The sequence below is a fragment of the Paenirhizobium cremeum genome (genome assembly GCF_047553425.1).
GTDB lineage: Bacteria > Pseudomonadota > Alphaproteobacteria > Rhizobiales > Rhizobiaceae > Allorhizobium > Allorhizobium cremeum.
This window is the reverse complement of sequence record NZ_CP180217.1, coordinates 1,627,587-1,639,994: the sequence shown is the minus strand read 5'-3', so window position 1 is coordinate 1,639,994 and position 12,408 is coordinate 1,627,587. Positions and strand designations below refer to the sequence as shown.

Below are 12,408 nucleotides of genomic sequence, written 5' to 3'. Positions count from 1 at the left end.
ATTTTGTTCAATTGATTATTTATTACTCAATCAGAACTGCATCTTTAATCATCAGAGAATTTTCGACGCCTGCGGCTGCGACCAAAATTCCGAAGGAAAATAGCAGAATTCCATGCGATTGGGCTGGTATTTTGCCCCACATTGCGCAAGATTTGGCTCCGGAGCGCAGGAAAATGGGAGATTTTCCCAAATTCGCTGGCCAAACTGGCACGTTACGTGCATCAGGCTGGGCGAGCGGGAGTCGCCTGCTTTAATGAGGGAAGCGGAGAGAAATTTTCTCATGAAAAAGATCGAAGCGATCATCAAGCCTTTCAAGCTCGACGAAGTCAAGGAAGCGCTTCAGGAGGTCGGCCTACAGGGTATTACCGTAACGGAAGCCAAGGGTTTCGGCCGGCAGAAGGGCCATACGGAACTCTACCGGGGTGCGGAATATGTCGTGGACTTCCTGCCGAAGGTGAAGGTCGAAGTTGTACTGGCCGACGAAAACGTAGAAGCCGTGATCGATGCAATTCGAAACGCGGCCCAGACCGGCCGAATTGGAGACGGAAAGATCTTCGTTTCCAACGTGGAGGAAGTGGTGCGCATCCGTACCGGTGAAACCGGTATCGACGCCATCTGATAGCCCCTCGCCTGCGGGCCGGGGCCTAATATCGTCATCTCACTCAAGGAATTCGAAAAATGACGACCGCAAATGACATTCTCAAGCAAATCAAGGACAACGACGTCAAGTTCGTAGACCTGCGCTTTACCGATCCGAAGGGCAAGCTGCAGCATGTGACGATGGACGTGGCGTGCGTCGACGAGGACATGTTCGCGGACGGCGTCATGTTCGACGGTTCCTCGATTGGCGGCTGGAAGGCGATCAACGAGTCCGACATGGTGCTCATGCCGGATCCGGAAACGGTTCACATGGACCCTTTCTTCGCCCAGTCGACGATGGTCATCATCTGCGACATTCTCGACCCGGTCTCCGGCGAAGCCTATAACCGCGATCCGCGCGGCACCGCCAAGAAGGCCGAAGCCTATCTGAAGGCCTCGGGCATCGGCGACACTGTGTTCGTCGGCCCGGAAGCCGAATTCTTCATCTTCGATGACGTCAAGTACAAGGCCGATCCCTACAATACCGGCTTCAAGCTGGATTCGACCGAATTGCCGTCGAACGACGACACCGACTACGAAACCGGCAACCTCGGCCACCGTCCGCGCGTCAAGGGCGGCTACTTTCCGGTTCCGCCGATCGACAGCTGCCAGGACATGCGTTCGGAAATGCTGACCGTGCTCGCCGAAATGGGCGTCGTCGTCGAGAAGCATCACCATGAAGTGGCAGCAGCCCAGCACGAACTCGGCATCAAGTTCGACACGCTGGTGCGCAATGCCGACAAGATGCAGATCTACAAGTATGTGGTGCATCAGGTCGCAAACGCCTATGGCAAGACCGCAACCTTCATGCCGAAGCCGATCTTCGGCGACAATGGCTCAGGCATGCATGTGCACCAGTCGATCTGGAAGGACGGCAAGCCGACCTTCGCCGGCGACGAATATGCCGGCCTGTCGGAAACCTGCCTCTATTACATCGGCGGCATCATCAAACATGCCAAGGCCATCAACGCCTTCACCAATCCCTCGACCAACTCCTACAAGCGTCTGGTCCCGGGCTATGAAGCTCCGGTCCTGCTCGCCTATTCGGCTCGCAACCGCTCCGCTTCCTGCCGTATTCCGTTCGGCTCGAACCCGAAGGCAAAGCGTGTCGAAGTCCGCTTCCCCGACCCGACCGCCAACCCCTATCTCGGTTTCGCGGCCATGCTGATGGCCGGCCTTGACGGCATCAAGAACAAGATCCATCCGGGCAAGGCCATGGACAAGGATCTCTACGACCTGCCGCCGAAAGAACTGAAGAAGATCCCGACGGTTTGCGGTTCGCTCCGCGAAGCGCTGGAAAGCCTCGACAAGGATCGCAAGTTCCTGACCGCTGGCGGCGTCTTCGACGACGACCAGATCGATGCCTTCATCGAACTGAAGATGCAGGAAGTCATGCGGTTCGAAATGACCCCGCATCCGGTCGAGTACGACATGTACTATTCGGTCTGATATCTTCGCCGGTCTGCGCAATGCGGACCGGCAGCCCACAAGGAAAAGGCGGCGGCTCATTCGAACCGCCGCCTTTTTCATGATCGAAGAGAAAATCTAACTATTTTGCAGTAATCACTATTGGTTATTATTGCTTTTTAAGACGCTGCTTGAGGAGATTGAGATACTCCTCATTGGCATCCGGAGCCTTCGGAGCCGCTTCTGCCGGGGCGGAGCAATTGGGCTTGTAGTCGAGAGCCATACCGACCTTGACGCAGCTTCCGACCTGCCAGCCCGGCGGCACCGCCGTCAGGTCAACCGACTTCCATTTCGGATGCCCGGTCTCCTCCAGTTTCGGCAAGCCGTTCAGGATGAGGTTCGAGAAATCGGACACGGAGCGGCAACTGTCGCGATGGTAGGCGTTCTTCTTCGGATCGTAGTCGTAGGTCATCAGCACGGCCTTGACCGCAACCAGATCGACCGGCTGCTGTTGAAAGCCATAGGTGGCGGCGGGAACGGTGACCGGCGTATAGGTCGCGAGCAGCGGCGCATCCTTGATCGGCAGAAGATGGAACTTGCCGGCGTCGATGTTGGCATTGGTGAAAAGCTGCGCCGGCACACCGGCAACATAAAAGAATGCGTCGATCTCACCGGCGAGCAGCTTCGGCAGCGCCTCGTCGGGATTGATGGTCAACCGTTCGGCCGCCTTCACCTGCAGGATATCGAGCATCAGCGTTGCGGTCAGGTAGGTGCCGCTGTCCGGCTTTCCGATGGCGATCTTGCGGCCGGCCAGCCCCTTGAGTTCGGCGATATCCGTTCTGGCGAGAACATGGACCTCCTCGTTATAAAGAGGGAACATGATGCGCACGCCGCGCACGGCCTGCTGCACCTCGGGGTCATTGGCTTCGAAGGTCTTCAAATACTCCAGAACATCGCTCTGAACGATGCCGAACTGGGTGTTGCGACGGTTGCGGACGCCGACAAAATTCTCCAGCGAACCGGCGCTCTCGACGACATTGAGTTTCAAGCCGCAGCTTGCGCCGAGGCCGGCGATGTCGCGGCCAATGCGAATATAGGTGCCGCTCGGCCCGCCCGTCATGATGTTCCGCTCGAAGCTGTCGGCCGAGGCCATGCTCGTTGTCAGCGATATCGCCACGGCAGCAAGAATCGCACGCAGTCTCGATGTCATGGGCGAAGTTCCTCCGTTCAGCAGTTGCTCCTCAGATCGCGCATCAGGTCTCGAAGCGTAACGACCGGAACGCTTGGAAAGACCGCCCGAAGCGCGGTCGTTACGCATTGGCCGGAAACCAGCATGTCGCGAAGACGTATCCTGTCCGCGGGCGTCAGCCGATCGACGCCGGGCGTGTCCGCAAGAATTGCCTCGACGAGATCCGGATCACGCGCCCCTTCTGCCGCTTCCGGCCTGGCCGTCGCAGCCGAGGGCGATTGAGGTTTCTCAACCGGCACAACCGACGTTTCCCGTTTCAGCCGTTCGATCTCACCGGCAAGCATCGCATTCTTCCGCCGTTCATCGCCAAGTTCGGCGCGCAGGCGGGTAAGTTCGGCCTCGGCAGAGGCAAGTGACTTTTCCAGCATCTGCTGTTGGGACAAGGCTCTGGCTGCATTTGCCCCGCTTGCTGTCGCTTGCGCCGTCAACTCGGCAATCTGCCGGTTCAGGCGTGGAATTTCCTCTTGCTGCAAGCGGACAAGATCACGGCTGGTATCGTTTTCCCGCTTGCTCAGGCGGGCCTGGAGATCGGCTATCTCGGCATCAGCCCGGGCCTTGGCGTCCGCAGCATTCTTCTGCGCCTCCGCGACAGCGGCGGCCTGTGAAAGGCTCTTCGTCCGTTCCTCGCCGAGCGAAGCCGATAAAGAGGCCGCGCGGTCCTTTTCCGCCTGCAAGGCGTCGCTGATCCTCGCCAACTCGTCGGTCATGGCGTCGAGTTCGGAGCGCTGGAGATCGACCTTCTTCTGCAGTTCGGCAGCCTCGCCATCGGCGGGGCCGATGGCGTTTTCCGACTTCTCCCTGTCCGCGAGGGCCTGCTGCAACTTCTGCCTGATATCCGCGAGGTCGCCGGAGAGCGCCATATTGCGTTCCTCGGCTGCGGCCAGCCGGGATGCGGTGTCTCCGGAGAGGTAGCGCAGAGAACCATAACCTGCCGCACCGCCGATCGCGAGACCCAGCGCCAGGGCAAGAATGACAGGGGCAGCCGATCCACCGCGCGCCGCAACAGGCTGCCTGTCCCTGCCCCACTGATTGCTCACGACATCTCCCGTTCGGCAATGGTTCTGTCCGCCGGCTCCAAATAGCCATGCCCGCCGCTACGGCATCCGAACGAGGCTCAAAACCGGTACATTGCCAGTTGGGTAGCGTGAATTTCCGACCCACGCAAGCTTTGCCCGCCTGGGTGAAATTGCCGCCAGTCGCCGCTTTCCAACTCGATGCAGGCTTTGTAGTCTCCAAACCGTTCCTTTCTGCGCAACCGCAATTCCGCCCCGCCAGATCTTCCACCCGGTGCCAATCATGTCCATGTCCGAAGTGCCCGCAGCGAGACCATTCGACTGGGTTCTCTTTCTGCTGACGCCGATATTCTTCTCGACCAACCTGATCTTCGGGCGCGGCATTACGGGTGAAATCGCGCCCTTCACGACCGCCTTCCTGCGGTGGGCGGGCTCGGCGGCCATCATCTTTCCGTTCGTCTACGCGGAGCGCGATCTCTGCCTCGCCTTCGTGCGCGCGAACAGGGGGCTGTGGCTGGTCCTCGGCTTTCTGGGCATGGGTATCTGCGGCGGCTTCGTCTACTGGGCCCTGACACTCACGACGGCCTCGAATGCGACGCTGATCTATACCACGTCGTCACTCTTCATCATCCTGCTGCAATGGCTCCTTCATGGCCGCCGGATGCGTCAGGGGGAGTTCGTCGGGATGCTGATCGCCTTTGCGGGTGTGTCAGTGATCGTGTTGAAAGGCGACGTAGACGCATTGCGTCACTTCAGCTTCAATATCGGCGATCTCGGTATACTGGTCGCGGCGGTCGCATTCGCGATCTATTCCCTTCTGCTGCGCCATCCGGCTGCGAAAGCCATGCCGTCCCTGCCGTTGTTCGGTCTCCTGGCGTTGTCCGGCGCGCTGGTGCTGGCGCCACCCGCTCTTTACGAAGTTGTCAACGGCGGGCTTCTGCCGGACAGCGCGAGCGACTGGACCAAGCTCGCCGGCATCATCGCCTTCGCCTCGCTCGCCGCCTTCTACTGCTTCACCCATACCGTTCGCGTGTTCGGTCCGGCGGTCGCAGGCATCACGCTCTACCTGATGCCGCCGATGTCTATCCTGATGGCCGTCGTCTTCCTGGGAGAGACCTTCGAACGCTATCACGCGGTCGGCATCGTGCTGGTGATGGGCGGCGTGATCCTTGCAACCGCGCCGCGACGTACCGCCATCGGCAAATCCGCCTGACGCCCGGCGCCATACGCCAGGGGCTTGATCTTCACTCCATTTCTCCCCAGATATTAATGGAAAGGAAGTGGAGCCATGAAACAGCAAAACGCTAAATTCGGTATCGGGGAAGTTGTCCGTCACAAGGTCTTTCCGTTCCGCGGCGTCGTGTTCGATGTGGATCCGGAGTTTGCCAATACCGAGGAATGGTGGAACGCCATTCCAGCGGAAGTGCGCCCGAGCAAGGATCAACCCTTCTACCACCTGCTCGCGGAAAACGCCGACACCGAATATGTCGCCTATGTTTCGGAACAGAACCTGGAGCGCGACACCAGCGACGAACCGTTGCGCAACCCGCATGTGCAGCAGATCTTCGTTCAGGAACGAGCCGGACGCTATCGTCCCCGTCAGAACTTCGCCCATTGACGATATGTTCATCGGCAGGTCCGGCGACAAGTCCCTGGGTTAGAACCCATAAAACGAAAGGCCCGCTTTGCGCGGGCCTTTTTTATTCCGAAGCCAGCAAAGCTTTAGCTTACTGGCCCTGCTTGGCAGCGTTCTGGGCGTCGTTGATCGCCTTGTTCCGCTCTTCCTGCTTCTTCTGCATGGCTTCCTGCAGCAGGCGCTGGCGCTCTTCGGCCTGCGACTGGGTCATGGCCTCGCCATCATAGGCGCCGGTAAAGCCTTCGAGCGCGATCTTGATCGGGTTCGGTGCGCGGCGGAAATTGATCGAGGTGAAGACAACTTCGTTGCCCTTCTTCAGGCTCGCGATCAGAGCGTCCGTCAGCGGGATTTCAGCGGTGCAGCGATCCGGCAGGCAAACCGTGTAGTCGAGCTTGGTGCCCTTGGCGCCGTCGATCTGCATCATGATGCCCGGCGGGATCAGTCGTGCCGACGGAACGGTGACCTGCAAGAGCTTGCGGTTGACCTTGCCTTCGATCGAGATCAGGCCGACAGCGGTGATGAGCTGGCCGTTCTGGGCGGTCTGCTGGTTCTGGACGACGCAGACGTCCGCTTCCTCCTGCTTCGTACAGGTCTTGAACCACCTGGACGGTGCTGCCGGAGCTGCGGCTTCCTGGGCAAGCGAGACGGCCGGAACCGTAGCTGCGCCAAGCGTCAGAACCAGAGCAGACAGAGCCGTCCGCGTAACTTTGCTTGCTTTGAACATCATAACCTAATCCGTCTCCTGAAAACCGGTATCGAGCCCGCGACCCGCCGCGTACCCCCTGGTCCGTGCTGCCCGTCAACTGTCGTTCAAATGAGGCAAATACATGACCTTGGTTGTCGCGACCACCTGTTACATCGCGCGATGCGGAATATCCAGTCCTTCTTTGGGCCCACTCCGCAGCCTGATGCCATTTTCAGGGCCCGGTGTGTTGGTTTTGTGGTGTTCATGGTAGTTTTCGGCAGATTCTTCGATTACGGCAAAGAGGAAACGGCGTGCGTCGTCTGATATTCGGTCTGATTTTTCTCCCCTTTTGCGGCCTGGCACAGGCCGAACCGGTCCATGGCATAGCAATGCACGGCGAACCAGCGCTAAGCGCCGGCTACCAGAACTTTCCCTATGCCAACGCGCAGGTGAAAAAGGGCGGCAAGATCAATTACGGCGTCGTCGGAACCTTCGACAGTCTCAATCCCTTCGTACTCAAGGGCATGCGGACCACGGCGCGCGGCATATGGGATCCCGAATACGGAAACCTGTTCTACGAATCGCTGATGACGCGCTCGAGCGATGAGCCCTTCTCGCTTTACGGCCTGCTGGCCGAAACGGTCGAGATGGACGCCGACCGGACCTACATTCAGTTCAACCTCAATCCCAAGGCCCGCTGGCACGACGGCATGCCGGTGACGCCCGAGGACGTGATCTTCTCCTTCAACCTGCTGCAGGAGAAGGGTCGCCCGCCCTATAACCGGCGCATGGCCGTGGTCGACAAGCTGGAGAAGGTCGGAGAAAACAGCGTCCGCTTCACCTTCAACGACAAGGCCAATCGCGAAACGCCGCTGATGATCGCCATGTCGCCCATCCTGCCGAAGCATGCGACCGATGTCGCCACTTTCGACCAGAGCTCGCTTTCCATTCCGGTCGCCTCCGGACCTTACAGGATCAAGGCGATCAAGCCCGGCGAGAAGATCACCTGGGAGCGGGACCCGAACTACTGGGGCAAGGACCTTCCGTCAAAGGTCGGCTTCGACAATTACGACGAAATCTCCGTCACTTACTTTCTGCAGGATTCAACCCTGTTTGAAGCCTTCAAAAAAGGCGATATCGACATCTATCCGGAGGGCGACTCCGGCCACTGGACGCGGGCCTATGATTTTCCTGCAGCGCAAAACGGCAGCGTTGTGAAGGAGACCTTTCAGCCAGGACTGCCTTCCGGCATGCTCGGCTTCGTCTTCAATACACGGCGGCCGCTTTTCGCCGACGAAAACGTGCGTGAGGCGCTCTCTGTCGCGTTCGACTTCGAATGGGTGAACAAGAACCTTTACGGCAGTTCCTTCAAGCGCAGCCAGAGCTTCTGGCAGAATTCGGCGCTCGGGGCGTTCGGCAATGCCGCCGACGAGCGGGAACTCGCACTGCTCGGACCGGCGAAAGACCGGATCGATCCCGCCATTCTTGCCGGAACATACGCCATGCCGGTGACCGACGGTTCAGGTGCAGACCGCAAGGTCCTGCGCGAGGCGGTTACCCTGCTCGCCAAGGCCGGATACACCATCAAGGGTGGAAAAATGGTGGATGCGTCCGGCAGGCAACTCGCTTTCGAAGTGATGACCCAGAACGAAGGGCAGGAGAAGATGGCGATCGCCTATCAGCGCGCCCTGTCCCTCATCGGCATTGCCATGTCGATCCGCACCGTCGACGACGCGCAGTACCAGGCACGTTCCAACAGTTTCGACTACGACATGATCGTCAAGGCCTACACCTCGTCGCTGTCGCCGGGTGCCGAACAGATCAACCGATGGGGATCTGCATCGCGCGATGCACAGGGGAGCTTCAACTATGCGGGCGTTGCCGATCCGGACATCGACCGGATGATCGATGCTCTCGTCAATGCCCGCAGCGCCGAGGATTTCCGGGCCGCCGTCAGGGCCTATGACAGGCTTCTCGTCGCCGGCCATTATGTGGTTCCGCTCTACCACATCGGCGAGCAATGGGTCGCCCGCTGGACGCATATCGGCCGGCCGGAGAAAACGCCGCTTTACGGCTATCAATTGCCGGTATGGTGGGACGCACGGGTGCAGTAAGAGAGACCCTCCCCGCGCGGAAGCTGGTTACCTCTGAGTAACTGGTTGAAATGCGCATGGAATGGCCCTACTTCGCGACGATCATTCCCATGGCGCCGGAAAGGAACCACCATGCAGCGCATTACCATCGACCTCGTTTCCGACGTTGTCTGCCCCTGGTGCTTCCTCGGAAAGGCAAGGCTGGACCTCGCAATCGCCGAGGTCCAGGACGAGATCGGCGTCGATATCAACTGGCGCCCCTATCAGCTCAATCCGGATTATCCGCCGGAAGGCGTCGACCAGCAGGCCGAGCTTGCGAAAAAGCTCGGCGGCAAGGCCAATATGGATCGCGCTCACGAGCAACTGCGCGCGCTCGGCCGCGATGTCGGCATAGCCTTCGACTTCGACGCTATCAAGGTCGGCCCGAACACGCTCGATGCGCATCGTCTGATCCACTGGGCCGGTGTTGAAGGCCGCGATGTTCAGGAGCGCGTTGTTTCAGCATTGTTCAAGGCCAATTTCGAGGAAGGCCGCAATGTCGGCGACATCGTCGTCCTGGCCGATATCGCCGAATCGGCCGGCCTCGACCGCGGCGTGATCTCACAACTGCTGGCGAGCGATGCCGACAGGGCGGAGGTGCTGGGCGAAATCGACGCGGCCCGGCAGATGGGCGTTAACGGCGTACCGTTCTTTATCTTCGACCAGCAATATGCGGTCAGCGGCGCGCAGACGCCAGAAGTGCTCGCCAATGCCCTGCGCGATATCGCAAGAATGAAATCCGAAGCGCTTGCAAAACTCAATTGACGCGCGGCCGGAACGATCCTAAGCACGGTCGCATCCTCCCCCGGGACTTCAATCGCCGTGCGCCCAGATCTTATTCTTCGAGGCATTCTCATTGCCTTCGCGTCCTTTGCTGCGTACGCTGTCAGCGATGCCAGCGTCAAACTTATCGAAGGACGCATTTCGCCGCTCGAATCGGGCTTCTTTGGTGCCTGTTTCGGTCTCTTTGCCCTGCCCTTCCTGCTGAAGCGTAACGACCACTGGCTGGATATGGTCAAGACGACCAACCGGCCGCTCTGGCTTCTGCGCTTCGTCTCGTCCGGGCTCGGCACCATCGGCAGCGTCACCGCCTTCACACACCTGTCGATGGCGGAAGCCTTCTGTCTGATCTTCCTGCTGCCGTCCTTCGTCACCATCATGTCGGTGATCTTCCTGAAGGAAGCTGTCGGGATCAAACGCTGGAGCGCCGTCATCATCGGATTTCTGGGCGTACTCGTCGTTCTGCGCCCAGGTTTCCGGGAGTTGTCCATCGGTCATCTCGGCGCGGTGTTCGCCGGCCTCGGCGGGGCGCTGTCCATCGTCATCTACCGTGCGATCGGGCCCTCGGAGAAGAACATTTCGCTCTATGGTGCAGGGCTGCTCGGGACCCTCCTCGTCTGCGGCATCGCCATGATCCCCTATTTCGTCTGGCCAAGCGGCGAGGAATGGCTGCTGCTGGCAGGCTACGGTCTGCTTGGCGCTCTCGGCAATGTCCTTTTGATGTATGCCGCGTTCTACGCTCCGGCAGCCGTTGTCGGCCCGACGCAATACAGCCAGATGCTTTGGGCGATCCTGTTCGGCTATCTGATCTTCGGCGATCATGTCGATGGGCCCATGCTGGTCGGCATCGTACTCATCATCGGTTCCGGCCTGCTCACGCTGTCGCGGGAGCGCACGCGGGGCGTCGCCCTGCCGCCACCGGTCGCGGGAAACAGCCAGGCGGCGCTGGCCATCAAGCCGGAAGACGAAGCCTCGTCATAGGCGGTCTACGGGCCGACCGTTGGTCCAGACATGGCTATCTGCGCCGGAGATCCGCAATAGAGGCCGTTAAACCGGGCTAAAATCCGCCTTACCCCCGGATTCCAGCGATACATCACCGCCTCAGGAATACGATAGAAGCTGTTGAAGACGGTGCCCATATGACCTTGATATATCAGGACATCTTGCCGTCCCGATTGCGACATGGCAGTATTTGATATATCAGCGGAGGATGAAATGCCGAAACCTTCCGGCTCGCAAAGTCACCTTGCCTATCTCACGCTCGAGCAGCAGATCGTGACATTGAAGCTTGCACCGGGAGCGCTGGTGAACGAGCGGCAGCTGATCGAATTGTCGGGCTTCGGTCGCACGCCCGTGCGGGAGGCCATCCAGAAACTGGAATGGCAGGGTCTGATCGTCGTGAAGCCGCGGGTCGGCCTCCAGATATCGGAAATACACAACGAGGATCACCAAGCGATCATGGCGGTGAGACGCCGGCTCGAACCCTATGCCGCAAGGCTCGTGACGGAACACGCGGACGACGCCCAGCGACTTTCCCTGGTGGAATGCGCCAAGGCAATGACGGCGGCAGCAGCGGCGGGCGATTTCGACGCTTTCTTCACCGCCGACAAACAGTTCGACGAAATCATCGAGGACGCCTGTCCCAACAGTTTCCTGATCTCGGCGCTGGCACCCCTGCTGTCCCACTCACGCCGCCTCTGGTTCGCCAAAGCCACCAACACCAAGATGGATCGCTCCGTGTCGCTACACGTCGCCGTCATCCGCGCTGTGCAACAGGGCGACGGCAATGCGGCGGAAAGCGCAATGCTGGCGCTCATCGATTATCTCAGCGAAAACTGATGCCATGAAACGAAACGCCCGGCTCATGGCCGGGCGTTGTTTTCCTCGATCTCTTTCGGCGATCAGCCGACAAAAGCGCGTTCGATAACGAATTCCGCGGGCTTGTTGTTGGCGCCTTCGGTCAGGCCTGCCTTTTCGAGCAGGGCCTTGGTGTCTTTCAGCATCGCGGAGGAACCGCAGATCATGCCGCGATCAACAGCCGGATCCAGCGGAGGTACGCCGAGATCGGAATAGAGTTTGCCGCTCTCCATCAGGTCGGTTATGCGGCCTTGGAACGGATAGTCCTCACGCGTCACCGTGGCGTAGTGCTTGAGTTTGTCGCCGACGATCTCATTCAGGAATTCATGATTCCTGATCTCCTCGACCAGATCGAAACCATACTTCAGTTCGGCAACCTCACGGCAGGTGTGGGTGAGGATGACTTCCTCGAACTTCTCATAGGTCTCCGGATCGCGGATCAGGCTTGCGAAGGGAGCAATACCGGTCCCCGTGGAGAACATATAGAGGCGCTTGCCGGGGGTCAGCGCATCGAGCACCAGCGTGCCCGTCGGCTTCTTGCGCATCAGAACCCGGTCGCCCGGCTGAATGCGCTGAAGATGCTGGGTGAGCGGACCATCCGGAACCTTGATCGAGAAGAACTCCAGTTCCTCGTCCCAGGCCGGGCTCGCGATCGAATAGGCACGGTAGATCGGCTTCTCGCCCACCATAAGCCCGATCATGGCAAACTCGCCAGAGCGGAAACGGAAGCCGGCCGGACGGGTCATGCGGAAACGGAACAGACGATCGGTATAGTGCGTGACGCTGAGTACGGTCTCGGCATACACGCCTTCCGGCACGATCAGTTCGGCGTTGTCTGTCTTGGCAGGAGCATTCATAGGCTTGTCGATCCTATCCGTCTTTCGATCCAGTCGCGACAGCCTATAAACCAGACCGTCGCATTCCACAATTGCACCGGTATGAACTATCAATACCGATGCCATGCCTGATGGACATGGCGGCGTCCTTGATTTCCATCAAACGGCCGCCAA

Annotated in this window: 12 protein-coding genes; 8 read left to right on the top strand and 4 right to left on the bottom strand. The window is 59.4% G+C overall.

What is annotated here, in order from left to right; translation table 11 throughout:
* Positions 1-280 precede the first annotated feature (280 nt).
* The gene (locus ACLBKR_RS08275; RefSeq protein ID WP_006727717.1) at positions 281-619 is read left to right on the top strand and encodes a P-II family nitrogen regulator; all 339 of its coding nucleotides are present in this window, start codon (positions 281-283) and stop codon (positions 617-619) included.
* A gap of 59 nt (positions 620-678) precedes the next feature.
* Positions 679-2,088 (top strand): type I glutamate--ammonia ligase, encoded by a 1,410-nt coding sequence (gene glnA / locus ACLBKR_RS08270; RefSeq protein WP_112830058.1) that lies wholly within the window; start codon positions 679-681, stop codon positions 2,086-2,088.
* A gap of 127 nt (positions 2,089-2,215) precedes the next feature.
* Here the strand turns inward: glnA and ACLBKR_RS08265 are convergent, their stop codons facing one another.
* Both ACLBKR_RS08265 and ACLBKR_RS08260 read right to left on the bottom strand, forming a co-directional pair.
* Positions 2,216-3,256 (bottom strand): TAXI family TRAP transporter solute-binding subunit, encoded by a 1,041-nt coding sequence (locus tag ACLBKR_RS08265; RefSeq protein ID WP_113485955.1) that lies wholly within the window; start codon positions 3,254-3,256, stop codon positions 2,216-2,218.
* Positions 3,257-3,273: 17 nt separating this feature from the next.
* Positions 3,274-4,332: a hypothetical protein gene (locus ACLBKR_RS08260; RefSeq protein WP_113485953.1), complete on the bottom strand. Its 1,059-nt coding sequence runs from the start codon at positions 4,330-4,332 to the stop codon at positions 3,274-3,276.
* A 265-nt stretch (positions 4,333-4,597) separates the two neighbouring features.
* Here ACLBKR_RS08260 and ACLBKR_RS08255 point away from each other — a divergent pair, with 265 nt between their 5' ends.
* Together ACLBKR_RS08255 and hspQ are read left to right on the top strand one after the other, a co-directional pair.
* Positions 4,598-5,521, top strand: coding sequence for a DMT family transporter (locus tag ACLBKR_RS08255; protein ID WP_113485978.1), 924 nt, complete (start codon positions 4,598-4,600; stop codon positions 5,519-5,521).
* A gap of 75 nt (positions 5,522-5,596) precedes the next feature.
* Positions 5,597-5,926 (top strand): heat shock protein HspQ, encoded by a 330-nt coding sequence (gene hspQ, locus ACLBKR_RS08250; RefSeq protein ID WP_113439032.1) that lies wholly within the window; start codon positions 5,597-5,599, stop codon positions 5,924-5,926.
* Between the two features lie 109 nt (positions 5,927-6,035).
* Here the strand turns inward: hspQ and ACLBKR_RS08245 are convergent, their stop codons facing one another.
* Positions 6,036-6,671, bottom strand: coding sequence for an invasion associated locus B family protein (locus ACLBKR_RS08245; RefSeq protein WP_112830062.1), 636 nt, complete (start codon positions 6,669-6,671; stop codon positions 6,036-6,038).
* Between the two features lie 269 nt (positions 6,672-6,940).
* On the opposite strand from ACLBKR_RS08245, the gene ACLBKR_RS08240 reads away from it, so the two are divergent.
* From ACLBKR_RS08240 to ACLBKR_RS08225, 4 genes are all read left to right on the top strand, one after another.
* Positions 6,941-8,743, top strand: coding sequence for an extracellular solute-binding protein (locus ACLBKR_RS08240; RefSeq protein WP_414901345.1), 1,803 nt, complete (start codon positions 6,941-6,943; stop codon positions 8,741-8,743).
* 111 nt (positions 8,744-8,854) lie between these two features.
* The gene (locus ACLBKR_RS08235; RefSeq protein WP_113339509.1) at positions 8,855-9,526 is read left to right on the top strand and encodes a DsbA family oxidoreductase; all 672 of its coding nucleotides are present in this window, start codon (positions 8,855-8,857) and stop codon (positions 9,524-9,526) included.
* A 57-nt stretch (positions 9,527-9,583) separates the two neighbouring features.
* Complete coding sequence (locus ACLBKR_RS08230) at positions 9,584-10,522, top strand: DMT family transporter (RefSeq protein ID WP_113467293.1); 939 nt, start codon at positions 9,584-9,586, stop codon at positions 10,520-10,522.
* Positions 10,523-10,756: 234 nt separating this feature from the next.
* Entirely contained in the window at positions 10,757-11,380 is a 624-nt protein-coding gene (locus ACLBKR_RS08225) for a GntR family transcriptional regulator (RefSeq protein ID WP_113442820.1), read from the top strand.
* Positions 11,381-11,442: 62 nt separating this feature from the next.
* Here the strand turns inward: ACLBKR_RS08225 and ACLBKR_RS08220 are convergent, their stop codons facing one another.
* Positions 11,443-12,255, bottom strand: coding sequence for a ferredoxin--NADP reductase (locus ACLBKR_RS08220; RefSeq protein WP_112830287.1), 813 nt, complete (start codon positions 12,253-12,255; stop codon positions 11,443-11,445).
* Positions 12,256-12,408 lie beyond the last annotated feature (153 nt).

Coding starts and splice junctions, on each gene's coding strand:
- hspQ (WP_113439032.1), top strand. CDS start 5,597: ATGAAACAGCAAAACGCTAAATTCGGTATCGGGGAAGTTGTCCGTCAC.
- ACLBKR_RS08245 (WP_112830062.1), bottom strand. CDS start 6,671: ATGATGTTCAAAGCAAGCAAAGTTACGCGGACGGCTCTGTCTGCTCTG.
- ACLBKR_RS08255 (WP_113485978.1), top strand. CDS start 4,598: ATGTCCGAAGTGCCCGCAGCGAGACCATTCGACTGGGTTCTCTTTCTG.
- ACLBKR_RS08275 (WP_006727717.1), top strand. CDS start 281: ATGAAAAAGATCGAAGCGATCATCAAGCCTTTCAAGCTCGACGAAGTC.
- ACLBKR_RS08220 (WP_112830287.1), bottom strand. CDS start 12,255: ATGAATGCTCCTGCCAAGACAGACAACGCCGAACTGATCGTGCCGGAA.
- ACLBKR_RS08265 (WP_113485955.1), bottom strand. CDS start 3,256: ATGACATCGAGACTGCGTGCGATTCTTGCTGCCGTGGCGATATCGCTG.
- ACLBKR_RS08225 (WP_113442820.1), top strand. CDS start 10,757: ATGCCGAAACCTTCCGGCTCGCAAAGTCACCTTGCCTATCTCACGCTC.
- ACLBKR_RS08235 (WP_113339509.1), top strand. CDS start 8,855: ATGCAGCGCATTACCATCGACCTCGTTTCCGACGTTGTCTGCCCCTGG.
- glnA (WP_112830058.1), top strand. CDS start 679: ATGACGACCGCAAATGACATTCTCAAGCAAATCAAGGACAACGACGTC.